Here is a 22,525-nt window from a genome sequence, read left to right on the forward strand (position 1 = left end):
TACAATGGGGCGTAAGGATTAGAGCTTTAGATGTAGCTACAGGAGGAGAAAGACATTTATGAGAATTGGTGGAAGAACGGATCAAGAACTGCGACCTATGCAAATAACCCCTCATTATATAAAACACGCAGAAGGCTCGGTCCTCATTGAGGTCGGGGATACGAAAGTCATTTGTACAGCAACGGTTGAAGAGCGTGTTCCTCCTTTTATGAAAGGGCAAGGGAAAGGCTGGGTTACAGCGGAGTATTCGATGCTGCCGCGGGCAACACAAGTTCGTAATCAGCGTGAAGCGGCAAAAGGTAAGCTCGGTGGACGCACGATGGAAATTCAACGTCTAATCGGTCGAGCATTACGTTCGGTTGTCAGTTTGGAAGCGCTAGGTGAAAGATCCATTACGCTGGATTGCGATGTGATTCAAGCAGATGGCGGTACGCGTACAGCGTCCATTACGGGGGCTTTCGTAGCGATGGCTTTTGCAATCAACAAGCTTGCTAATGATAAAAACCTTGCCAAGTTCCCAATCAACGACTTCCTCGCTGCTGTCAGTGTTGGCGTTATTGGAGATATTCCGAAGCTCGATCTTAATTACGAAGAGGATTCCAAAGCGAAAGTGGATATGAACGTCGTGATGACAGGGCGAGGTCAATTCGTTGAGGTTCAAGGAACGGGCGAGGATGCTCCTTTTTCCCGTAAAGAGCTTGATGAATTGCTAGCGTTAGCGGAATCGGGGATTAACACCATGATCGAAGTACAATCCGGTGTGCTAGGACCGATCGCAGATCGTATTCGAGGTGCTGGGCATGCGGCTACAAAGTAATTTTGTTGTCATTGCAACGCGAAACGAAGGTAAAGTGAAAGAGTTCGCCAAGCTTTTCGGAGCTAAAGGGTATAAGGTTCGAAGCTTAGCGGATTACTCGGATTTACCAGAAATCGTTGAGAGTGGGAAGACCTTTGCAGAGAATGCGCGGATCAAGGCGCAAATCATCTCTGCGCATCTTCATGTACCTGTACTTGCTGATGATTCCGGTTTATGCGTTACGGCTCTTGGTGGTGATCCAGGTGTATATTCGGCTCGCTACGCGGGAGAAAACGCAACGGATGCTGACAATAATGCCAGACTACTTCAAGCTTTGCATGAATTGGAAGATCGGATCGAGCTGAGCGCAGGGGATGGCCACCCTCCATTACTTAGTGAGGCATCCTTCGTTTGTGCACTCACTTTAATTGATCCCGTTGCGAATGAAGTGATCGAAGCGGAGGATGTCTGCCAAGGCTTTATTATTCATGAGGAGCGCGGTGAAGGCGGATTTGGTTACGATCCACTATTCTATATCCCATCACTGGGCCGAACGATGGCTGAGTTGACGGTGGAAGAGAAGAATGAAATGAGTCATCGCGCCAAAGCCTTGCGTATGTTTTTGGATCAGCTTCCTGATCAAACGAACTAAAACACAGAAAGACCTGCAACCACGTGAATGCGTGGACGCAGGTCTTTTCTATTTTCACTGCAATTTCATTTATCGGATCGAGATTTTATAAGTTCTTAGCCACATATCCACTTGAGCTAAATAAGCGAATAGCTGAGGACCTGTCATCAACTGACCGAACCAAGGGAGGTCGAAATCGTTGGACTCGGAGCTGGCGAGTGCGCGAATCTTTTTGACATCAATAAAAGGCAAGATAGGGGATGAGGGATCATCCAGAATTTCCAAAACCCATTTTCTTACCGCGGTTAAATAATTCGGGTTGTGCGTTTTCGGATATGGACTTTTCTTCCTCGTCAGCACATCTTCAGGCAATACACCTCTTAATGCTTGACGTAATATGCCTTTTTCTCTGTCTCCGGATGTTTTAATTTCCCATGGAATGTTCCACACGTATTCAACTAGACGGTGATCACAGAAGGGAACGCGTACCTCGAGGCCTACGGCCATACTCATACGGTCTTTACGATCAAGCAACGTAGGCATGAAACGCGTGATATTCAAATAGGACATTTCTCGCATCCGATTCTGCTGCTTGGTTTCCCCAGCTAAACGAGGTACCTCGCTTAAGGCTTGCTGGTATCGATTGCTGACATATTCGACAGGTTTAATCCAGTCGACGAAGTCTGAGGCGAGCAGGTCGACCCGATTCGCTAGCTTGAGTGACCAGGGGAACGTGTTCGCTTCTAGTGCTTCTGTATTGTGGAACCAAGGGTATCCACCGAATATTTCGTCAGCCGCTTCTCCAGAGATTGCAACCGTAGCTTCTTTTTTGATTTCTCGGCAAAATAAATAGAGGGACCCGTCGACATCGGCCATGCCCGGTGTATCGCGGGCGATCACTGCTGTCTTCAGAGATTCCACAAGCTCCGGCGTATCGAACTCAATGTAATGATGCTCCGTTCCTAAATGCTCAGTCATCCTTTTTATCCAAGGTGCGTCTGAGTTTGGTTGGAATAGGTTCGCTTTGAAGTGCTTATCGTTATCCTTGTAGTCCACGGAGAAGGTATGAAGCGGTCCTTGCCCGCTATTTTTGTAATGCGTCGCAGCCAGCGCGGTGAGGGCGCTAGAATCTAGTCCTCCAGAGAGGAGTGTACAGATGGGGACGTCTGAAACTAATTGGCGCTCTGCTGTATCATTAAGCAATTGCCCAACCTGCGCAGCTGTACCGGCGATATCATCAGGATGCTGATGGCTTTCGAGCTTCCAGTATGTTCGAATGGATAAGCCATTCCGATCAAAAATGGCAAATTGACCTGGCTTCAGCTCTGACATGTTGCGATAAATCCCATGTCCAGGCGTTCTAGCCGGTCCGACAGCGAATATTTCTGCAAAGCCTTCGGCGCCAACCTCAGCTTTAAAATCAGGGTGAGCTAGAATGGCTTTTGGTTCTGAGCCGAATAATAATACACTATCCTGATGGGAATAAAAAAGAGGCTTAACACCGAGTCTGTCCCGTACCAGGGTCAGTGACTGCTCTTGGTCATTCCAAGCTGCGAAAGCAAAGATGCCGTTCAGACGATCTACGCAAGCTTTTCCCCACTCCATAAAAGCAACGAGCAGCACTTCGGTATCACACGTTGTTCGAAATTGATGGCCGCGAAGCTCGAGCTCTTTTTTTAACTCTGGGGCATTATAGAGTTCGCCATTATATACGATGGTATACGTATAGTCGCCTTGTTTACGGACCATGGGCTGAGCGCCATTCTCAGGATCCATAACACTTAGACGTCGATGTCCGAGGGCACAATGCTGTGAGATCCAGGTACCAGAGGCATCAGGTCCGCGCAGTTGGAGCGTTTCCGTCATATTTTCTAGAATGGACGGGTACCCGGTCAAGTCTTTCCGCCAATCTATCCAACCCGTTATTCCGCACATAGACGTTCCTTCCTTTCTTTTGAAGAGAGCATAATGATAAAGGGTATGCGAATGGAAGGTATTAAATGTCTGTCCAGAACATGACAAAAGGAAGATGAGCCCGTGCTTTTTGTGTTTTGTTGACAAGACTGTTACAATCAATCCAAGTACTGCCATTATATAAACGAAGGTGATGACAATGGGAATAAAATACTCAAGAGCTCAAGTTGATTATTTAGCATCGAAAGAGCACTTTTTGCAAATTAGCGCGCAAGCGGATATTCGAATTGAAAATGCAAAACAAGATGGCGTAGAATTGGGTCAAGCTGAAATGGAAGAAATTATTGAAAAGGTTGGCTTGCATCGCGCTTATAACGAACTCATACAAGCTGAGAATGTATTGATTAACTGGACGCAAACAGCCATTAAATCCGAGCCTGAATTTATCCAAAATCGAGCAACTTTTGAATCTTTGTACGAGAAAGCATTAACCGATGTTGAATTCAGAGGCGCAATAATAAATTTGGCAATGCGATTAAATACGGACCTTGCGTGACATTCTATTAGGGTAATGCCATTCTTTATTCAGGAGGCGAGTGCTCATGGATAGTCATTTCATTAGCAAGCTGCATGAGAAGCAGAGGAAAGCCGAGAAGAATAAAAGGACACAAGGTGACGGTCATACAGGCAAGAATTTGCCTCACAAGATGCACTAACGTCGTTTGGCATGAGCAAGAGCCTGTAGGGATATCCCTACAGGCTCTTTGTTACTCTCCGGTATATGCTTCCCTGACTTGATGCTAGAGAGAAGGAAATGATAACCAGCATAGTCTGTACGGAAACCCTCCATACTAAGGTGGCGTTCATTCTATGAATAGAAGGAGTTGCTTACCATGGGTAAAAAGAAAAGTATGATGCAGAAAACACAAAGTGCGATCGATCACTCGAAGCAATCATCCCGTATTCAGTCGAATCTCGATTCAACGGAGCCGGGTCATCATCAGCCGAATCGGCCATCCGTGTAGGCGAAGGAATCTATCAGTCGTATCAGCACCTTGCTTGCAAATGCAGCGGGGTGCTTTTTTTTTGGGAATAAAAAAAAGACCGCGATTTCTCGCGCTCTTCCCTCTTGCTTTGACGTCCCAGGAGGGATTCGAACCCCCGACCGCACGCTTAGAAGGCGTGTGCTCTATCCAGCTGAGCTACTGAGACCTATGACACTTCTTACCGCCTGGACGAGATCCGTTTGGCGAAGCAAGAGTTAATATATCATAACGTATAATGCGAGTCAACTTCATTTTTAAATATTTTTGCAATCATTTGGATGATGGAGTAAACTGGCACAAGCGAGACCACGAACAGAGGTGATCCCTATATCAGATCCTACGCCCAATAATGTCATCCTTTTTCCTAAAACAGAGCAGTTCTATGAAGACGAGCTAATGAAGCTGTTGCGCTCGGAGCAGTATAAAGAAGCACTGGAGATGCTTACTTTTTTGCTGCAGTTCCCTAATGTAGATGCGAGTAAGTCTGATCAATGGGAAGCCCTGCGCCACTGGCTGCTCACTATGTTTCCGGAAACGATGTTCTCATCATCCGTGACAGAAGAAGAGGATTCGGAAGAAGAATCCGCCTTATTGCGCCAGTATATCCAGGATAAATCAGCTTCAGATGATGGTGCTTTTGTGTTGAAGCTTCAAACCATGCTGCAAGAAGGTTCGCTAGAGGAACAAGTAAGCGCATTGGAGCAACTTGCTTTTATCGAGCAACCTGAGGTGAGCCAGTATGTGAAGACATGGCTTTGTGAAAGGCCTAGACATCCGCATCTTCAATTCAGAGCGTTACAGACACTTAAGCAAATGGGAGAGCACGGCTTAATTGAGTTTCCTAAGAATGGCCGAACAGTTCTCGTCGAAATCGATGAGACGCCGCTTACAGCGGAGGATTTTCCATTGCGAATTCGTGATATGATTCGTAGAGTCGGGGACATTAGTGAAATAAGCCAACCTGACTTTGTTTACTTTGCGACTCAGACTTGGCAGGAGTTTCTTGCCTATGCATATGGCACCTCGATTTACACGGAGCTGCTAAGGGCAGAAGAAAGCGCGGTAGATGTGTGGGCCTCAGCGCTGCATGCGATTTTGCAAGACAAATTGTTTGGTACGGTTGATCGAGATGAGCTGTTAGAGACTTATGGAATCGTGGATGCGATGACACTGCAGTGGAAGCGCGCGCACAACGTGCTGACCGCTTTTGTAAAGCAATTTAGCCCGGATCCTGGCTAAGAACAAAGCTCGCTTGAAATGAAAATGTTATATGGTATAATAGAATGGTTATAATGAGCTTAACGTGAAAAATATATGTCATGGTACATTTTTGGAGGGGAAGGCATAAAATGAAAGCAAGTTGGGAAAAAATAGAGAAGAACGTTGGCGTTCTTGAAGTTGAAGTTGGGGCAGAACGTGTAGCAGATGCTTTGGATAAAGCATTTAAAAAGGTATCAGCGAAAGTAAATGTTCCAGGATTCCGTAAAGGGAAAGTGCCACGTTCAATCTTTGAAGCTAAATTCGGTGTTGAAAGCTTGTATCAAGATGCTTTAGATATCATTTTGCCAGAAGTTTACGTTGAAGCGATTGAAGAGGTTAAAATTGAGCCTGTAGATCGTCCAGAAGTAGATGTTGAGCAATTTGGTAAAGGTCAAGTCTTGAAATTCAAAGCTAAAGTAACAGTTAAGCCTGAAGTAGCGCTTGGTGACTACAAAGGTATCGAAGTAGAAGCGGTTAACGCTACTGTGTCTGAAGAAGAACTGAATGAAGAGCTTGCACGTTTGCAACAACGTCATGCTGAATTGGTTGTTCTTGAAGAAGGACAAGCTGCTAACGGCGATGTCGTGATCATTGATTTCGAAGGATTCGTTGATGAAGTAGCTTTCGAAGGCGGAAAAGCGGAAAAGTATTCCCTTGAGCTTGGATCCAACTCATTCATCCCAGGTTTCGAAGAGCAACTTGTTGGTCTTGGTAAGGACGAAGAGGAGGAAGTTAACGTTAGCTTCCCTGAAAACTACCATTCCGAAGATCTGAAAGGCAAAGCAGCTGTGTTTAAAGTGAAACTTCACGATATCAAACGCAAAAACCTGCCTGAGCTTGATGATGAGTTCGCTAAAGACGTAAGTGAGTTCGATACACTTGTTGAGTACAAAGAAGAGCTTCAAAAACGTATGCAAGAGCGCAAAGAGAAAGATTCCGAAGCTGCACTTGAAACTGCAGTTGTTGAGAAAGCTGCTGCTAACGCAGATGTTGAAATTCCAGGTTCGATGGTTGAAGCTGAGCTTGATATCATGGTAAAAGAATTCGAAAGACGTCTTCGCTCCCAAGGCATGACGCTTGAGATTTACTACCAGTTCTCCGGTCAAAACGAGAGCGCATTGAAAGAACAAATGAAAGAAGATGCTGAGAAGCGTGTTCGTAACAACCTTGTTCTTGAAGCTATCGCAGCTGCAGAAAAAATCACAGTTTCCGACGAAGAAGTTGACGCGGAACTTGAGAAATATGCACCGTCTTACCAAAAATCAACAGCTGAACTTCGTGAGCTGTTTGCTTCCAACGGATCTCTTGAAGGTCTTAGCAATGATCTAGTAATCAGAAAAACGGTTGATTTCTTGCTTCAAAATAGCAAGCATGTTTCCGCAGCCGTGTAAATAAGGTAAGTAAAGGCACGTACGCAAGCAACGTGCCTTTCTTTTACCCTAATTTACGTCTAAACGCCTTAGTACATACGCATTACCGCTTACATAGGTGATTTCAGAAAAATGACATTGTTGCCCAATCGTGTTAAACTGTAATTGAATCTCAAGTGAGAGAACATGGCGCTTGCCGCAAAAGGAGTTGGTACAATGAGTCTTATTCCTATGGTTGTAGAACAAGAGGCTCGTGGGGAGCGTTCCTACGATATCTACTCGCGTTTACTTAAGGACCGCATAATCTTCATCGGGACCGCTATTGATGACGATGTGGCTAATTTGGTCATTGCCCAGCTGCTCTTTTTATCCGCCCAGGACCCTGAAAAAGATATTCACTTATATATCAACTCACCTGGTGGGTCTGTTACGGCTGGAATGGGTATCTTTGATACCATGCAGTTTATTAAACCGGATGTATCTACGATTTGTGTAGGTATGGCCGCAAGTATGGGTTCTTTGCTTTTGACAGCAGGAGCCAAAGGTAAGCGATACGCGCTGCCGAATGCAGAAGTAATGATTCACCAACCGCTCGGCGGTGTTAGAGGTCAAGCAACCGATATCAAAATCCATGCGGATTGGATTATCAAGACCAAGAATAAACTCAACCAGATTTACGTGGACCGAACGGGACAGCCGCTTGAAAAGATCGAAAGAGACACCGACCGGGATAACTTTATGAGCGCTGAAGAAGCGAAGGCATACGGGTTAATCGACGAGGTTATCACTCGAAACGACTTGAAATAAAGGAGTGATCCCATGTTTAAATTTAACGATGAAAAAGGCCAACTCAAATGTTCCTTTTGTGGAAAATCCCAGGACCAAGTTCGTAAACTTGTTGCCGGACCGGGAGTTTACATTTGTGATGAATGTATAGAGCTTTGTACGGAGATTGTGGAAGAAGAATTAGGGCATGAAGAAGAACTGGATCTGAAAGATGTTCCGAAACCAAAGGAAATTCGTAATATCTTGGATCAATACGTTATTGGTCAAGAACAAGCGAAGAAATCCTTGGCTGTTGCCGTGTATAACCACTACAAACGGATCAACTCGCAGAACAAGCTTGAAGATGTTGAGCTTCAAAAAAGTAATATCGTCCTTCTAGGACCAACAGGTAGTGGTAAAACACTTCTTGCGCAAACACTTGCGAAAATTTTGAATGTGCCATTTGCAATTGCTGATGCAACTTCATTGACAGAAGCTGGTTACGTAGGGGAAGATGTCGAAAACATCTTGCTCAAACTGATCCAAGCAGCTGATTACGATGTTGAAAAAGCAGAGCGCGGCATTATCTATATCGATGAGATTGATAAAGTTGCACGTAAATCCGAGAACCCATCCATTACACGCGATGTTTCCGGTGAAGGTGTACAACAAGCTCTTCTCAAAATTCTTGAAGGCACAGTAGCTTCCGTACCTCCACAAGGTGGGCGTAAGCATCCGCATCAAGAATTCATTCAAATCGACACGACGAATATTCTCTTTATTTGTGGTGGAGCTTTTGATGGTTTAGAGCAAATTATCAAACGCAGAATTGGTAAAAAAGTAATTGGCTTTAGCACGGATGGCATGAAGGTTGATTTGAAACCAGGTGAATACCTATCGATGGTCCTTCCTGAGGATCTATTGAGATTCGGTTTGATTCCGGAGTTCGTAGGTCGTTTACCGGTTATCTCAACATTAGAGCCGCTTGATGAAGCAGCGCTTGTGCGTATTCTTTCCGAGCCTAAGAACGCGCTCGTGAAGCAGTACCAGAAGATGCTCGAGATGGATAATGTTTCGCTTGAATTTGATGCAGAAGCACTTGATGCGATTGCCAAAGAAGCGATTAAACGGAACACCGGTGCTCGTGGTCTAAGGGCTATCATTGAAAGCATTATGCTTGATGTGATGTTCGAAGTTCCTTCAAGAACGGATGTATCTTCTTGTGTCGTTTCCAAAGAAACAGTTCAAAACAAGATTACGCCTGTTCTGACTACCAAAGAAGGCGCACAGCCATCTGGTAAGAAGAAGGAAGAAAGTGCTTAACCTATAATTTTATAAATGAACACACAGCCTCCAATCCGATTTCCATTTCTGGGAATTGGAGCGGAGGATGTTTGGTGTCATGGGGAGAGAAACCAAAATGTTCCATAGACGAGATACCAGAGCCGTTCGGGTAGGTGATTTAACGATCGGTGGCAGTAACGAAGTAATCATGCAAAGCATGTGCACAACCAAAACCGCTGATGTCAAAGCGACAGTTGCAGAGATTCTTCGCTTAGAAGAAGCAGGTTGTCAGCTTGTGCGTGTGACGGTCAACAATAAGGAAGCCGCAGAAGCTATCAAGGAAATTAAGAAACAAATTCATATTCCGTTGGTCTCTGATATTCACTTCGATCATCGTTTGGCTCTTGCAGCGATTGAGAACGGCATTGATAAAGTCCGCATTAATCCAGGTAATATCGGTCGCCGTGAGAAGGTTGAGGCGGTTGTGAAGGCATGTAAAGAGCGTGGCATCCCGATTCGTATCGGCGTTAATGCGGGCTCCCTTGAGAATCATCTTCTTGAAAAGTACGGCTATCCAACGCCTGAAGCGATGGTAGAAAGCGCTCTGTTCCATATCAACATTTTGGAAGAACTTGATTTCCATGATATCATCGTATCCTTGAAGGCTTCTGATGTCCCTATGGCCATTGCGGCGTATTCGCAAGCTGCGAAGGCGTTTAATTATCCGCTTCATCTTGGTATTACAGAGGCAGGGACTCTCTTTACTGGTGCTGTAAAAAGCGCCGCGGGGATTGGAACTTTGCTTAATATGGGTATCGGTAACACGCTTCGTATTTCTCTGAGTGCTGACCCTGTTGAAGAAATTAAAGTTGCAAGAGAACTTCTCAAAACATTCGGTTTAATTACGAACGCCGCTACATTAGTTTCTTGTCCGACATGTGGTCGTCTGGATATTGACTTATTCTCGATCGCTAATGAAGTGGAAGATTATATTGCCAAAATCAAAGTGCCGATTAAGGTTTCTGTACTGGGTTGTGCCGTGAACGGGCCTGGTGAAGCGAGAGAAGCGGATATTGGCATCGCAGGGGCTCGTGGAGAAGGTATGTTGTTCCGTTACGGAGAAATGATTCGTAAAGTGCCTGAGGCTGAACTGCTTGCTGAATTGAAAAAAGAAATTGATATTATTGTGGCTTCCTACGAACAGACTGGGGTCATCCCTGGGCGCAAGCAGCACTAAGTAAATAGTAGAACAAAATAACAAACCGTTAATGAACTCAACGATGAGTCTTTAACGGTTTTTTTGCATGCCTATGTCCAAGCGCATATTTGAATAGGAAGTGAAGCATAATGAGTAAAACTGGAAAGCATGCTCAATTGGTAGTAAGACTTTCTGAGGAAACTTTAAGGAGGAGAAGAGGATGAAGTTATTTCCAACGTTTGCGTCATATCGACAGGTAGCGCTTACCCTAATCATGGGGACTGTCTTGATCGCGAATCCAAGTTTTACACATGCCGAACCTGATGTAATCCCGCAACAGCCGACGGGAGCGATTACGAAGAAAGTAGCCATCGTCATTGACGATTTTGGCAATAACATGGAGGGGACAGCGGAAATGCTGAAGCTGCCTATTCCATTTACAGTGGCTGTTATGCCTTTCTTGCCCTCAACGAAGCAGGATGCACAGTTAGCTCATGACAGAGGACTCGAGGTCATACTGCACCTTCCAATGGAGCCTGTAAGAGGGAAGAAGAGTTGGTTGGGTCCAGGCGCAATCACCACAGACTTGTCCAGCGAAGAAATACATAAACGGATCGTTGCGGCAATCGACGATGTTCCTTATGCCATAGGAATTAATAACCATATGGGTTCCAAAGCGACCGCGGACGAAAGAGTCATGAAGATCCTTATCGAGATTTGCAAAGAACGAAATCTAATCTTACTGGACAGCCGGACCACACCAAAGAGCTTAATTGGCAAGATTGCAGATTCACGTGGCGTACCGCATGCGGACAATCAACTTTTCTTCGACGATTTGTATACGTATAGTCATATTAATAAGCAAATGGTCAGACTGAAGAAACTCATCCATGAAAAAGATGAAGTTATTGCTATTGGTCATGTTGGGCCTCCTGGGAAGAAAACAGCTCATGTCATCCATGAAGCTATTCCAAGTATTCAGAAGGAAGCAACCTTTGTTCCTATTTCACAAATGGTCAAATAATGGTTAGATTTACGATTTCGGTTGCGTCATAGAGAAATATTGATCGACAGCATGTGTAATCGCTTTGGCAAGCTTTGCTTGATGATGACTATCATTTAACAGCTTGCGATCCGTTTTATTGGATAAAAACCCAAGTTCAACAATGACGGAAGGGCATTTTGTAAACCGGAGTACAAAATATTTTTTGCCGAGCACAGGGAGCTCTTCCATCCCATAAACGTTATTTAATGTGTCTTGCAGCAAGTTTGCCAATAAAATACTGTCAGATTGATTTTGATAAATGACAAGGGGACCGCGTGTGTTTGATTTTTTGGACCAATTGATATGCAAGCTGAGCATGATTTTCGGTTTAATGGTATTGGCTAGACCAGAGCGTTGTGCGAGATCTTTTCTGTGTCTGCCTCCAAATGACCATCTATTATCATCACTCAATGCGTAATCTTCGGTGCGATTTATGATAACACGATAACCTCTTTTAACTAGTGCTTTATACGTCTTTTTAGCGATAGCTAGATTCATATCTTTTTCTTCATATTTGCCCACCATGGTTCCGCTATCGATTCCGCCATGTCCTACGTCGAGAATAATGTCCGCGGATGGAAGAAGGGGATCATTACGAGCAGCTGAAACTAACTGCCAATTAGGCACGCAAAGAAATAGCGTAAGTAGGATAATCAACAAGTATTTCTTCAAATCCCGCCACATCCTTTTGCAAGAATAACTACCCTTATCCTTCTACAGCAAGGGGGCTATCATACGTGATGCAAAAGTTTGCTTGAATTGGATTAACCTTCTTTTACACGGGAATAATGGAAATTAACAAAGGCAGATAGGCAACACATTTAAACGTACCTAATCGAAGATGACGTGTTTAAGGAGGTTCAACACATGAGTTTAAGTATCATTCTAATGGTCATTCAAGTGTTTTTTGCAGTTGTAATCGGGTTGTATTTCTGGAATTTACTGCGAAATCAACAGACGAACAAGTCTGCAGTGGATAGAGAGTCTAGGAAAGAACTGGAGAAATTGCGCAAGTTGCGATCCATTTCACTTACCAAGCCTCTGTCTGAGAAAACGAGACCTTCTTCTGTGCAGGATATCGTTGGCCAAATCGAAGGATTGAAGGCTCTGAAAGCGGCACTATGCGGTCCGAATCCTCAACATGTGCTTATTTACGGCCCTCCCGGCGTTGGAAAAACTGCAGCAGCCCGCGTCATATTAGAAGAAGCGAAGAAAAATCAAGAATCTCCTTTTCGACCTGACTCTAAGTTTACAGAGATAGATGCTACGACTGCTCGTTTTGACGAGCGTGGTATTGCTGATCCGCTGATTGGATCCGTACATGATCCTATTTATCAAGGAGCAGGCGCGATGGGAGTTGCTGGAATACCGCAACCGAAACCAGGTGCTGTAACAAAGGCGCATGGGGGAATTTTGTTCATTGACGAAATTGGTGAATTACACGCGACGCAAATGAACAAATTATTAAAGGTGCTTGAAGATCGTAAAGTGTTCTTAGAGAGTGCTTATTACAGCTCTGAGGATGCGAATATTCCTGGCTATATTCATGATATATTTCAAAATGGGCTACCGGCAGATTTTCGTTTGGTTGGTGCGACGACCCGCACACCGAGTGAAATTCCTCCTGCCATCCGTTCACGTTGTTTGGAAATTTTCTTCCGACCACTTTTGCCTGGTGAAGTAGGAGAAATTGCAAGAAAAGCGCTTGATAAAATTGGTTTCAAGAAATGTGAAGATGCCATTGAAGTTGTAACGAAATATGCAACAAATGGCCGCGAGGCAGTCAATGTGATTCAATTAGCCGCGGGGATTGCTCTAACCGATAAGCGGGATTCGATCACAGCAGCTGACATTGAATGGGTCGTGAATTCTTCCCAAATACCACCTAGACCAGAGCGGAAGGTGCCTGCACAGCCTCAAATAGGGTTTGTTAATGGCTTAGCTGTTTATGGACCCAATTTGGGCACTCTACTGGAGATTGAAGTTACTGCGATCCCAATTGCTGTTGCAGGTACAGGGAAATTCAATATTACAGGTGTTGTAGATGAAGAAGAAATGGGCGGGGGTTCCCGAACCATTCGTCGTAAAAGCATGGCCAGAGGTTCTGTGGAAAATGTGTTAACTGTTCTTCGTAAACTAGGTTTTAATACGTCGGATTATGATCTGCATATTAATTTCCCTGGCGGGGTGCCGATTGATGGACCATCCGCAGGTATTTCGATGGCTACAGCGATCGCCTCAGCCATACATAAAATACCTGTAGATAACAAATTAGCCATGACGGGAGAAATGAGCATTCATGGGAAAGTGAAGCCTGTTGGAGGTGTAGTAGCCAAAGTAGAGGCGGCATTCCAAGCAGGAGCTACCCGTGTTATTATTCCAAAGGAAAATTGGCAAGCTTTGTTTGCTGATTTACCTGGTGTTGAAGTTGTCGCAGCAGAAACAATTGAAGAAGTACTTGCAGCTGCACTCGGCATTGAGCTTCATGATAATGTGATTCCATTACCTTTCTCTATGGAAAGAACGATTCCAGCTACAACTTTACCCATTCTACATGCCAATTCACAGCATACAATTGACTCTTAAAGAGAGGTTTTCGAGACCTTACATGGCGCGTCAGCCCTCAATTGGTGTTTTGTTTAGAGTTTTGTTAAAATGTAAAGGGCAACGTAGGGAGATAATCCCACATAGATAAAATAAACGGCTACACCGTCCTCTGGACGAGTGTGTTTAACTAAAAATAAAGCCGATTTATTATGTGATACCTATTATTACTTTATTTCAAGGTGAGACTTTGAACGAAGGTTCAAGGATCCCTATTATTGGAGGTGCAGAGGATGGGGCCTGGAAAAATGAAGGTGCGCAGATTGCCGTTATTGCCACTTAGGGGACTGCTGGTCTATCCGAGCATGGTTCTACACCTGGATGTAGGGCGAGAAAAATCGGTGAAAGCACTCGAGCGGGCGATGGTGGATGACAGCATGATTCTCCTCTGCTCTCAATCAGAGATCAACATAGAAGAACCAACCAAAGAGGATATTTATCGCATCGGAACCATCGCAAAAGTGCGGCAAATGCTCAAATTACCGAATGGTACGATTCGCGTTTTAGTAGAGGGTGTTTTACGTGCTGAAATCGTAGAGTACTTGACGAATGACGAGTATTACGAAGTAACCGTGAAAGAATTGCCAGAGCAAGAAATTTCAGATCCTGAGATTGATGCTTTGATGAGAAGTGTGCTAAGTCAATTCGAGCATTATATCAATCTTTCCAAGAAAGTCACGCCTGAAACGCTTGCCGCGGTATCTGATATTGATGAGCCAGGCCGTTTAGCAGATGTGATTTGTAGTCATTTATCGCTTAAAATTAAAGATAAACAAGATATTCTCGAGACCGTTGACGTACGTGAACGGCTCGAGAAAATGCTTAATATTTTGAATAATGAGCGGGAAGTGCTTGAACTCGAACGCAAAATCAGTCAGCGTGTCAAGAAGCAAATGGAGAAAACACAGAAGGAATACTACCTCCGTGAGCAGATGAAGGCGATTCAGAAAGAGCTTGGGGATAAAGAAGGTCGTGCTGGTGAAGTTGATGAGTTACGTAACCAGCTAGCTGAAGCCGAGCTTCCTGATAAGGTTCGTGAGAAGGTTGAGAAAGAGATTGATCGATTGGAGAAAATGCCTGCTACTTCAGCAGAAGGCGGCATCATTCGCAATTATATTGATTGGTTGCTAGGCCTTCCTTGGCACAAATCGACCGATGACGATTTGGACCTAGATAAAGCAGAAGAGATATTGAATGAGGATCATTTTGGTCTCGAGAAGCCAAAAGAGCGAGTGCTGGAGTACTTAGCCGTACAGAAGCTAGTCAAGAAGCTCAAAGGTCCGATTCTTTGTTTAGTTGGCCCTCCTGGGGTTGGTAAAACGTCGATTGCTCGTTCAATTGCTAGATCCATGGGAAGACAGTTCATCCGTATTTCGCTAGGCGGCGTGAGGGATGAAGCTGAAATTCGCGGTCATCGTCGTACGTACGTTGGCGCTATGCCTGGACGAATCATTCAAGGCATGAAGAATGCAGGCGCGAATAATCCCGTTTTCTTATTAGATGAAATTGACAAGATGGCGATGGATTTCCGTGGAGATCCTGCCTCAGCCTTGCTTGAAGTATTGGATCCTGAACAAAACAGCACTTTTAGTGATCATTTCATTGAAGTTCCTTTTGATTTATCCAACGTGATGTTTGTGACTACGGCGAATGCTGTGCATAATATTCCTCGTCCTCTGCTAGATCGGATGGAGGTTCTATATATTCCAGGTTATACGGAGATCGAGAAGCTCCAAATTGCCAAGAAATATTTACTTCCTAAGCAGAAACGTGATCACGGTCTTGAAGAAGAGCAACTAGTCGTTGATGAGGCTGCTTTGATGAAGATTGTGCGCGAATATACGCGAGAAGCTGGCGTACGTAATCTAGAGCAGCAGGTTGCAGGTATGAATCGCAAAGCAGCTAAGAAGATCGTTTCAGACCCGGAGACACCTGTTCATGTAACTGTAGATAACTTAAGTGACTATTTAGGTCCTGTTAAGTTCAAATATAATGTTGCAGAAGAGAAGGATCAGATCGGTGCTGTTACAGGTCTAGCATGGACGGAAGTTGGGGGAGATACACTCGTCATTGAGGTATCTGTACTGCCTGGTACTGGCAAGTTAACTTTGACGGGTAAACTAGGTGATGTCATGAAGGAATCTGCACAAGCAGCTTTCAGTTACACACGTTCGCGAGCAGATGTCCTGGGCATTGCCCCAGATTTCCATGAGAAGAATGATGTACACATTCATATTCCTGAAGGTGCTATTCCGAAGGATGGTCCATCAGCGGGGATTACAATGGCTACCGCATTAATCTCTGCATTGACGAACATTCCCGTTTCACGCTTAGTGGCGATGACTGGAGAGGTCACGCTTCGCGGTCGGGTACTTCCAATCGGGGGCTTGAAGGAAAAGGCACTAGCGGCACATCGTGCGGGGATACGTACAATTCTTTTACCGCAAGACAACGAGAAAGACATTATCGAAATTCCAGAAAGTGTCCGCACAGAGATGACGTTCATCCCTGTCAGCCACATGGATCAAGTGCTGGAACACGCGCTTATCAAAAATAAGCCGACGGCAAACGTCGGATCGACTTAGAAAGTAGTTGAATATTCATGAAAGTCAATCAAGCTGAATTTATTATCAGCGCGGTTGGACCTAGCCAATATCCAGAGGATGCCTTGCCAGAGATAGCGCTGGCAGGGCGTTCTAATGTTGGGAAATCGTCACTCATTAACTGTTTGATTTCTCGTAAAAACTTAGCTAGAACCAGTTCACAACCGGGCAAGACGCAGACTCTTAACTATTATAAAATTAATCAGGACTTATATTTCGTTGATCTCCCCGGCTATGGCTACGCAAAGGTATCCAAAACCAAGCGCGAGCAATGGGGCAAATTCATTGAAAGCTATTTATTGAATCGTGAGCCTTTGCGCCTTGTGATGCAGTTAGTTGACCTGAGACATCCGCCTTCCAAAGATGATCAGGCGATGTACGAATGGCTTCGCCACATGGACGTGCCTGTTCTTGTTGTTGCGACCAAAGCGGACAAGATTCCTAAGAGCAGATGGGCTAAACATTTGAAGATTGTACGTGAAACATTAGGGATGGATAAAGGGGTTCAACCGCTGATGTTCTCTTCTGAGCTTGGGCTTGGCAAAGACGAACTGTGGGGAATTCTAGAGCAAGCGATTGCTTATGGCGAACCGGAGCCTCAAACCGAAGAAGTACTAACTAGCGCCGTAAACGATCCGCAACCGTCCTAATCGCAGGGCGGTTTTTTGCGTATTGTAAAGGATAACGATCAAAGATAGAGGAAATCAAAAAGAAGCATACGGGAAAGCGAGGTAATCTGGGGGAAATTTGATGGCATTCCAGTTTATCAAGCATTTTTCAGAATATTTGGCTGATTATCATGATTTGCCGGCAGGAATATTCGTGTCTCTTGTAGTATAATAATAAGCAAGGTAATAGTTAATGGCTTGAAAACAAAGAATCGAGGGATTTTTATGGCACAAAGGTTAGCGACTGAATATGTCAAAACCTGCCTCCAGTTAACAGAAGCCGATATGTTGAAGTTTTTTCAAATGTTTGTGGACCATCAAGTGACACTGCAAGTCAAAGTTTTGGAAAACGGGAATCAAGAAGTTGTTTTTCAAGATGGCGAAGGTCAAGAAATCGTCCTCTCATTTGAAAAGAAATCGGGCCTATATGAATGCACAGGATCCTGCAGATTAAGTAATACCTTATTAGCAAATTTAATGCGTAAAGCAGTATCGGAATTCAAAGGCAGCGCTAAAGTGAATCGGATTTACCCAAGCTACACGATGGTTTATTATTATGAACGCGGAACCGTTGTGAAGATCGAGGAAATCAAAGGTCAACTGTTAACAATTGTCTATGAGCACAAAGATACCATTGGCCTCATGCAGATGATGTTCCAGAAAAGAGAAGTTGAGCAAGAAATTGAAATGATCTACGATCAAATCAATCACCTTCTTGATATGCGTAACATGCTGCAGGCTAGGGATGAACACCAACAGATCGACATTCGCCTCAATGAGCTTACACATCGTTTGTTCGTTTTGGAGGCATAATCACCCATACATGCTATATTTATTGAGACCCATTTTTGGGTCTCTCTTTGTTTTCAGGCACATACAAAGGCATTACGACATAATTTAGATATGGCGCCGATGTGACAGTTAGCCTTTAACAAAAAAAACTATTGCATTTATCGTCGATAGATGTTATTTTTATTCTCGTTGAAACAATATAGGAACCAGGATTCACTCAGGACATTGAATGTTGCGAGAGATTATACCCTCGGGAAGTGAATGACGTAGGTCCTAGCGGATGAAATTTTTTTCACACATTTTATTCCTAGGAAGGGGGAACCGAAAGATGGAAACAGAATACTCAACTTTCGGAAGACACGTTGCTGTTGATACTTGGGGGGTAGATTTTGAACTTCTGAACAATGCAGAATGGCTGCAAGCTCAGATGGTTGAAGCTGCCGAGGTATGTGGAGCAACTGTTTTATCTGTACAATCCAAGCAATTCGAACCACAAGGAGCAACAGTTCTTGTCATGTTGTCCGAGAGTCATCTCTCCATTCATACTTATCCTGAGAGAGGTTTTGCCGCACTTGATTGTTATACATGCGGTGAGACAGTCGACCCTCAATTAGCCATCGACTTTATGGTGTCCGTACTAAAACCAGAAACGTTCTATGCGAAGAAACTTGTTCGCGGAATGGGTGAACTACAAGTAGAAACTCCTGAAATAAAGCAAGCAGAGCTTGTTAAATAAAATTCTGCAAAGATAACGGTAACCACGGAGAAATCCGTGGTTATTTGTTTGTTCAGATACCCATACAATGATATTGGCGATACATGTCCAGTTCACTTGAGGTGGGGGAAGAAGCTTGAAGCATAAAATCATTAGGAAATTGGTGGTGTATGTCGTTGTTCTCTTTCTCATCATTTGGCCAATTTATCAACTCGCCCAAATGTTAGGTCATAAAAAGGAAGATCACGATGCCACACATTTACTGTTCCAAGTATCCTTATTTCAAATGGAAATATTGAAGAGTAGTCTAGAAGAAGCCTCTCAGAGTAAAAGTACGAATGAGCTCGATCCAGTGAGACGAGCACTGTACTCAGCGGAATACACGCATGAGCGATTGATTTTGGCAGCAGGGGGAAAAGAGGAGTTAAGCTCGCTTAGCTTCATGAACCAACTAAGCCAGTACATACAGAGGTTGCAGCTCGGTGGCGTGAGAGCGCTGAAAGCGGATGAGACATTAACATTGAAGGAAGCCCAAAAGCAATTTGGGCACATGTATGAGGTCTATGAGAAAATGATGGCTTCGAACGGCGATATCATTTCATCGCAGAATACGGAGTTATCTAAACTAGATCGCGAAATGACGTCCTTTTTAAGAAAAAAAGGCCTGCAATAGGGGATTCTGTATGGATGAGGTATAGAGGAGCACGGAGCTGTTAAAACTAACGAACAGTACTAAAGCATTCATAATTTATTCAAATATTTTGTCGGAATGTCGGTATTGCTGTGCTATAATGATTCTAAATAAAACGAAAGGCAGGTGGTAACATTGCATATTATCGCAGTTGGTTTGAATTATCGGACAGCCCCGGTAGAAATTCGTGAAAAGTTTGCGTTCTCAGATCAAGATTTACCCAAAGCAATCGCTGAGTTGAAAGAGACGAAAAGTATTCTAGAATGTGTTATTGTTGCCACCTGCAATCGCACCGAAATTTATGCTGTCGTGGATCGACCTCAATTGTGCAGTCATTACTTAACGCACTTCCTTGAGCGTTGGTTTCATGTGAAGAAGGATGAGTTCCAGAAGCATTTATATATGTATGAGAATGACAAAGCAAATGAGCATTTGTTCCGTGTAACAACGGGGCTTGATTCGATGGTCATTGGGGAGACTCAGATTCTCGGTCAAGTAAGGGATGCTTTTTTAGCATCTCAACAATTGAAAGCAACGGGCTCTTATTTCAACACACTGTTTAAACAAGCGATAACACTTGCGAAGAAAGCACATTCAGAGACGGGTATCAGTAATAATCCAGTCTCCATCAGCTATGCGGCTGTAGAACTCGGTAAGCGGATCTTCGGAAGTTACATGAACAAAACCATTATGATTGTTGGTGCGGGTAAGATGAGCGAGTTGACCGTGAAGCATTTGTATGCAAATGGTGCAAACAAAGTTATCGTTGTGAATCGCACGTTGGAAAGAGCTATGGATTTAGCCGGCAAATTTAGCGGTGTGGCTTGCACACTAGAGGAAATGCCGAAATATTTACCTGAGGTTGATATTATCATTAGCTCGACTGGAGCACCTGGATACGTTCTGACGAAGAAGGATATTCAAACTTATGTGCAAAAAAGAAAATCACGTCCGCTCTTCATGATGGATATCGCGGTTCCGCGGGATCTAGATCCTGAGATTAGCGGCTTGCCTAATGTGTTCCTCTACGATATTGATGATTTGGAGCATATTGTGGATAAGCATTTACAGGAGAGGAAGAAAGAAGCGGCTAAGATTGAAATCATGATCACGTCCGAAATCGCTGCCTTTGACCAATGGACGAAGACACTTGGTGTGAGCCCACTGATTAGTGCTTTGCAAACGAAAGCGAATCAGATTCACGAAGAAACCATGGAGAACATGCTGAATAAGCTGACTGATCTGGATGAACGTGAAATTAAAGTGATTCGTAAATTAACGAAGAGTATTGTGAATCAGGTGTTGCGTGATCCGATTCTAAGAATCAAAGAAATGGCGGGAGAGCGCCATGGCGACGATGCTCTCGAAATTTTCACGAAGCTTTTCGCATTAGAAGATACGCTTAAACAACAAGAACAGGCAGATCAAATAGCACAAGAGTTGGAGTCAGGCTTTAACAAAGTGGAAAGTAAACAAACGTTGGATGAGAAGCTGTCCGTTCGTAGTTTGCAAAACGCGGATGTTCTAGCTCCATCTTGATAAAAAGGCGCTAACCGCCTAGGAGAGGTGCCATGGTTACACGTAGCTGGTTGTTTGATGCGATGATTTATATGTATGCCCTGAGCCTACTGTTTTACTTTTCGGATTTCGCCAATGCGAGCCGAAGCGCGAAACGGATGGGGACGGGGCTGCTTTTGTTTGTATGGGTTTTGCAAACCGCTTACTTGGCTATCAGTTTATACGGTCATTTGACGGAATGGGCTTTCGTACGATCTGACGTACTCTTTATGTTTTCGTGGCTGATTGTAACGATTTCATTGATCGTCAACCGTTTTTTTCGAATTGAATTGTTCGTGTTTTTTGTGAATGTACTTGGCTTTGCGATTCTTGCACTGAATATATTTGGAAATCCGCATGTCGTGCCGATCAAATCCGATTGGGACATTAATGATGAGCTATTATTCATTCATATTTCGCTAGCGATTGGCAGCTATGCCGCCTTTTCAATTGCCGCTATTTTTTCAGGGATGTACATATTTTTACATGCAAGGTTGAAGAGTAAAAACTTCTCTCAGGCTGTCATGAGATTGCCATCTCTTGAGAAAATTGAGCATTATACGTATTTATCGGTCATTATCGGGGGACCGTTGCTTCTAATGGCTTTAAGTCTTGGTGTGGTGTGGGTTGTGCTTGAAGGCAATCGCAATCTTCTCTATGATCCCAAAGTAATCAATTCTTTCTTCGTTTTGGCAGCCTACGCGTTTTACTTATTTCAACATAAATCCATGCGGATTTCGGGGAATAAGCTAGCTGTTTGGAATTTGGCAGCTTTCTGTATCGTCGTGTTGAATTTCGTTGTTTCGAACCTTGTTTCTGATTTTCACGGGTGGATATGGAGCTAAATGGTTGGCAGCATCCTTTTCCCGTTATGATGAATTTAGCAAGACGCCGGTGCTTGATTGTTGGCGGAGGTCCGATAGCAGAACGAAAATTACGATCGTTGCTTGCGGCTGGAGCCGAGGTGACGATTGTAAGTCCAGCGTTCACGGTTGGAATTCTAGAGCTGGGGCCTCAACCGAATCTGATCGTGAAGAGACAGCCCTATGATGAAGAGATATGGTTAGCCCATGGCGAGGCACAATTCGCATTAGTCATTGCGGCAACGAACGATGCACAAGTCAATAGACAGATCGCACAGGATGCGAATGTGCATGATGTGCTCATCAATATTGTAGATAAACCAGAACTAAGCTCGTTTATCCTACCTTCCGTTGTTCGTCGTGGCAAGTTGGTCATTACAGTCTCCACTGGTGGAGCTAGTCCATCAGCAGCGCGTAAGATTGCCAAAGAGATCGACAAGACCTATGGTGATGAGTATGAAATTTATTTGGATTTTCTCAGTGAAACTCGCTTGTTCATTCAAGAACGCGTGAAGGATAAAAAAGCAAGGCAGGGTCTATTTAAAGACATGCTGGCGTGGGATCTCATGCCTTTGATCCGAGAAGGCAAGTTTGAAGACTGGAAAGAGAAGTTCAACCTAGCCTTACATGGCGAAGCTTGGATGCAATCACAAGAGCGAGAGCAAGTAGAGAGTGGACGGCCTTCTTGGTCTTTCATCAATGAGATTGGGCAGCACGTATAGG

The 22,525-nt window shown here is 44.1% G+C and carries 22 protein-coding genes and 1 tRNA gene; 20 read left to right on the plus strand and 3 right to left on the minus strand.

Annotated elements, in window-relative coordinates; translation table 11 throughout:
• The first annotated feature begins 58 nt into the window (after positions 1-58).
• Positions 59-817 carry a ribonuclease PH gene (rph, locus tag ASL11_RS04530; protein WP_056610279.1) on the plus strand — a complete coding sequence of 253 codons (759 nt, stop codon included), beginning with the start codon at positions 59-61 and terminating at the stop codon, positions 815-817.
• On the plus strand, positions 801-1,448 hold the full coding sequence (locus ASL11_RS04535; RefSeq protein ID WP_056610281.1) for an XTP/dITP diphosphatase: 648 nt from the start codon (positions 801-803) through the stop codon (positions 1,446-1,448). The genes rph and ASL11_RS04535 overlap by 17 nt, the downstream gene beginning before the upstream one ends.
• Positions 1,449-1,517: 69 nt before the next feature.
• On the opposite strand, the gene asnB is transcribed toward ASL11_RS04535, so the two are convergent.
• Complete coding sequence (gene asnB, locus ASL11_RS04540) at positions 1,518-3,362, minus strand: asparagine synthase (glutamine-hydrolyzing) (RefSeq protein WP_056610283.1); 1,845 nt, start codon at positions 3,360-3,362, stop codon at positions 1,518-1,520.
• Between the two features lie 178 nt (positions 3,363-3,540).
• Here asnB and ASL11_RS04545 point away from each other — a divergent pair, with 178 nt between their 5' ends.
• The 3 genes from ASL11_RS04545 (at position 3,541) to ASL11_RS37810 (ending at position 4,366) form a co-directional block, all read left to right on the plus strand.
• Positions 3,541-3,897, plus strand: a complete 357-nt coding sequence (locus tag ASL11_RS04545) for a hypothetical protein (RefSeq protein WP_056610285.1) — start codon at positions 3,541-3,543, stop codon at positions 3,895-3,897.
• Between the two features lie 46 nt (positions 3,898-3,943).
• On the plus strand, positions 3,944-4,057 hold the full coding sequence (locus tag ASL11_RS35620) for a DUF4023 family protein (protein WP_082595252.1): 114 nt from the start codon (positions 3,944-3,946) through the stop codon (positions 4,055-4,057).
• 177 nt (positions 4,058-4,234) lie between these two features.
• The gene (locus ASL11_RS37810; protein WP_268796183.1) at positions 4,235-4,366 is read left to right on the plus strand and encodes a hypothetical protein; all 132 of its coding nucleotides are present in this window, start codon (positions 4,235-4,237) and stop codon (positions 4,364-4,366) included.
• Positions 4,367-4,479: 113 nt separating this feature from the next.
• Here ASL11_RS37810 and ASL11_RS04550 read toward each other — a convergent pair.
• Positions 4,480-4,553: transfer RNA gene (locus tag ASL11_RS04550), tRNA-Arg, on the minus strand.
• A 230-nt stretch (positions 4,554-4,783) separates the two neighbouring features.
• On the opposite strand from ASL11_RS04550, the gene ASL11_RS04555 reads away from it, so the two are divergent.
• From ASL11_RS04555 to ASL11_RS04580, 6 genes are all read left to right on the plus strand, one after another.
• Positions 4,784-5,626, plus strand: a complete 843-nt coding sequence (locus ASL11_RS04555) for a hypothetical protein (protein ID WP_157256820.1) — start codon at positions 4,784-4,786, stop codon at positions 5,624-5,626.
• Between the two features lie 110 nt (positions 5,627-5,736).
• Complete coding sequence (gene tig / locus ASL11_RS04560; protein WP_056610289.1) at positions 5,737-7,038, plus strand: trigger factor; 1,302 nt, start codon at positions 5,737-5,739, stop codon at positions 7,036-7,038.
• Between the two features lie 195 nt (positions 7,039-7,233).
• Complete coding sequence (clpP, locus tag ASL11_RS04565; RefSeq protein ID WP_056610292.1) at positions 7,234-7,824, plus strand: ATP-dependent Clp endopeptidase proteolytic subunit ClpP; 591 nt, start codon at positions 7,234-7,236, stop codon at positions 7,822-7,824.
• Positions 7,825-7,836: 12 nt separating this feature from the next.
• The gene (gene clpX / locus ASL11_RS04570) at positions 7,837-9,105 is read left to right on the plus strand and encodes an ATP-dependent protease ATP-binding subunit ClpX (protein WP_056610294.1); all 1,269 of its coding nucleotides are present in this window, start codon (positions 7,837-7,839) and stop codon (positions 9,103-9,105) included.
• A 97-nt stretch (positions 9,106-9,202) separates the two neighbouring features.
• On the plus strand, positions 9,203-10,303 hold the full coding sequence (gene ispG / locus ASL11_RS04575; protein WP_056610296.1) for a flavodoxin-dependent (E)-4-hydroxy-3-methylbut-2-enyl-diphosphate synthase: 1,101 nt from the start codon (positions 9,203-9,205) through the stop codon (positions 10,301-10,303).
• A gap of 181 nt (positions 10,304-10,484) precedes the next feature.
• The gene (locus ASL11_RS04580; protein WP_056610298.1) at positions 10,485-11,288 is read left to right on the plus strand and encodes a divergent polysaccharide deacetylase family protein; all 804 of its coding nucleotides are present in this window, start codon (positions 10,485-10,487) and stop codon (positions 11,286-11,288) included.
• Between the two features lie 9 nt (positions 11,289-11,297).
• Here ASL11_RS04580 and ASL11_RS04585 read toward each other — a convergent pair whose 3' ends face one another.
• A complete protein-coding gene (locus ASL11_RS04585) occupies positions 11,298-11,981 on the minus strand; it encodes an N-acetylmuramoyl-L-alanine amidase family protein (protein ID WP_162261623.1) in 684 nt (227 codons plus the stop codon).
• 195 nt (positions 11,982-12,176) lie between these two features.
• On the opposite strand from ASL11_RS04585, the gene lonB reads away from it, so the two are divergent.
• The 9 genes from lonB (at position 12,177) to ASL11_RS04630 (ending at position 22,524) form a co-directional block, all read left to right on the plus strand.
• Positions 12,177-13,895, plus strand: a complete 1,719-nt coding sequence (gene lonB / locus ASL11_RS04590; protein WP_056610302.1) for an ATP-dependent protease LonB — start codon at positions 12,177-12,179, stop codon at positions 13,893-13,895.
• A 251-nt stretch (positions 13,896-14,146) separates the two neighbouring features.
• Positions 14,147-16,498 carry an endopeptidase La gene (lon, locus tag ASL11_RS04595; protein WP_056610304.1) on the plus strand — a complete coding sequence of 784 codons (2,352 nt, stop codon included), beginning with the start codon at positions 14,147-14,149 and terminating at the stop codon, positions 16,496-16,498.
• 17 nt (positions 16,499-16,515) lie between these two features.
• Positions 16,516-17,166, plus strand: a complete 651-nt coding sequence (gene yihA, locus ASL11_RS04600) for a ribosome biogenesis GTP-binding protein YihA/YsxC (RefSeq protein ID WP_056610306.1) — start codon at positions 16,516-16,518, stop codon at positions 17,164-17,166.
• 243 nt (positions 17,167-17,409) lie between these two features.
• A complete protein-coding gene (locus ASL11_RS04605) occupies positions 17,410-17,997 on the plus strand; it encodes a hypothetical protein (RefSeq protein WP_056610308.1) in 588 nt (195 codons plus the stop codon).
• A 307-nt stretch (positions 17,998-18,304) separates the two neighbouring features.
• Positions 18,305-18,712, plus strand: coding sequence for an adenosylmethionine decarboxylase (gene speD / locus ASL11_RS04610; RefSeq protein WP_056610310.1), 408 nt, complete (start codon positions 18,305-18,307; stop codon positions 18,710-18,712).
• 115 nt (positions 18,713-18,827) lie between these two features.
• Complete coding sequence (locus tag ASL11_RS04615) at positions 18,828-19,364, plus strand: hypothetical protein (RefSeq protein ID WP_056610312.1); 537 nt, start codon at positions 18,828-18,830, stop codon at positions 19,362-19,364.
• Positions 19,365-19,517: 153 nt separating this feature from the next.
• Positions 19,518-20,921, plus strand: coding sequence for a glutamyl-tRNA reductase (gene hemA / locus ASL11_RS04620; protein ID WP_056610314.1), 1,404 nt, complete (start codon positions 19,518-19,520; stop codon positions 20,919-20,921).
• 32 nt (positions 20,922-20,953) lie between these two features.
• A complete protein-coding gene (locus ASL11_RS04625) occupies positions 20,954-21,784 on the plus strand; it encodes a cytochrome C assembly family protein (protein WP_056610315.1) in 831 nt (276 codons plus the stop codon).
• The gene (locus ASL11_RS04630; RefSeq protein ID WP_056610317.1) at positions 21,775-22,524 is read left to right on the plus strand and encodes a precorrin-2 dehydrogenase/sirohydrochlorin ferrochelatase family protein; all 750 of its coding nucleotides are present in this window, start codon (positions 21,775-21,777) and stop codon (positions 22,522-22,524) included. Before ASL11_RS04625 ends, ASL11_RS04630 begins: the two co-directional genes overlap by 10 nt.
• Position 22,525 lies beyond the last annotated feature (1 nt).

It is taken from the genome of Paenibacillus sp. Soil750 (genome assembly GCF_001428045.1).
In the GTDB taxonomy this organism is placed as follows: Bacteria; Bacillota; Bacilli; order Paenibacillales; family NBRC-103111; genus Paenibacillus_E; species Paenibacillus_E allorhizoplanae.

Bases quoted from the DNA above. Each gene is read 5' to 3' on its own strand.
- ASL11_RS04545 (WP_056610285.1), top strand. From the start codon at position 3,541: ATGGGAATAAAATACTCAAGAGCTCAAGTTGATTATTTAGCATCGAAA.
- lonB (WP_056610302.1), top strand. From the start codon at position 12,177: ATGAGTTTAAGTATCATTCTAATGGTCATTCAAGTGTTTTTTGCAGTT.
- ASL11_RS04630 (WP_056610317.1), top strand. From the start codon at position 21,775: ATGGAGCTAAATGGTTGGCAGCATCCTTTTCCCGTTATGATGAATTTA.
- ASL11_RS04535 (WP_056610281.1), top strand. From the start codon at position 801: ATGCGGCTACAAAGTAATTTTGTTGTCATTGCAACGCGAAACGAAGGT.
- speD (WP_056610310.1), top strand. From the start codon at position 18,305: ATGGAAACAGAATACTCAACTTTCGGAAGACACGTTGCTGTTGATACT.
- clpX (WP_056610294.1), top strand. From the start codon at position 7,837: ATGTTTAAATTTAACGATGAAAAAGGCCAACTCAAATGTTCCTTTTGT.
- clpP (WP_056610292.1), top strand. From the start codon at position 7,234: ATGAGTCTTATTCCTATGGTTGTAGAACAAGAGGCTCGTGGGGAGCGT.
- yihA (WP_056610306.1), top strand. From the start codon at position 16,516: ATGAAAGTCAATCAAGCTGAATTTATTATCAGCGCGGTTGGACCTAGC.
- ASL11_RS04555 (WP_157256820.1), top strand. From the start codon at position 4,784: ATGAAGCTGTTGCGCTCGGAGCAGTATAAAGAAGCACTGGAGATGCTT.
- tig (WP_056610289.1), top strand. From the start codon at position 5,737: ATGAAAGCAAGTTGGGAAAAAATAGAGAAGAACGTTGGCGTTCTTGAA.
- ASL11_RS35620 (WP_082595252.1), top strand. From the start codon at position 3,944: ATGGATAGTCATTTCATTAGCAAGCTGCATGAGAAGCAGAGGAAAGCC.
- asnB (WP_056610283.1), bottom strand. From the start codon at position 3,362: ATGTGCGGAATAACGGGTTGGATAGATTGGCGGAAAGACTTGACCGGG.
- lon (WP_056610304.1), top strand. From the start codon at position 14,147: ATGGGGCCTGGAAAAATGAAGGTGCGCAGATTGCCGTTATTGCCACTT.
- ASL11_RS04580 (WP_056610298.1), top strand. From the start codon at position 10,485: ATGAAGTTATTTCCAACGTTTGCGTCATATCGACAGGTAGCGCTTACC.
- ASL11_RS04625 (WP_056610315.1), top strand. From the start codon at position 20,954: ATGGTTACACGTAGCTGGTTGTTTGATGCGATGATTTATATGTATGCC.
- ASL11_RS04605 (WP_056610308.1), top strand. From the start codon at position 17,410: ATGGCACAAAGGTTAGCGACTGAATATGTCAAAACCTGCCTCCAGTTA.
- ASL11_RS37810 (WP_268796183.1), top strand. From the start codon at position 4,235: ATGGGTAAAAAGAAAAGTATGATGCAGAAAACACAAAGTGCGATCGAT.
- ispG (WP_056610296.1), top strand. From the start codon at position 9,203: ATGTTCCATAGACGAGATACCAGAGCCGTTCGGGTAGGTGATTTAACG.
- rph (WP_056610279.1), top strand. From the start codon at position 59: ATGAGAATTGGTGGAAGAACGGATCAAGAACTGCGACCTATGCAAATA.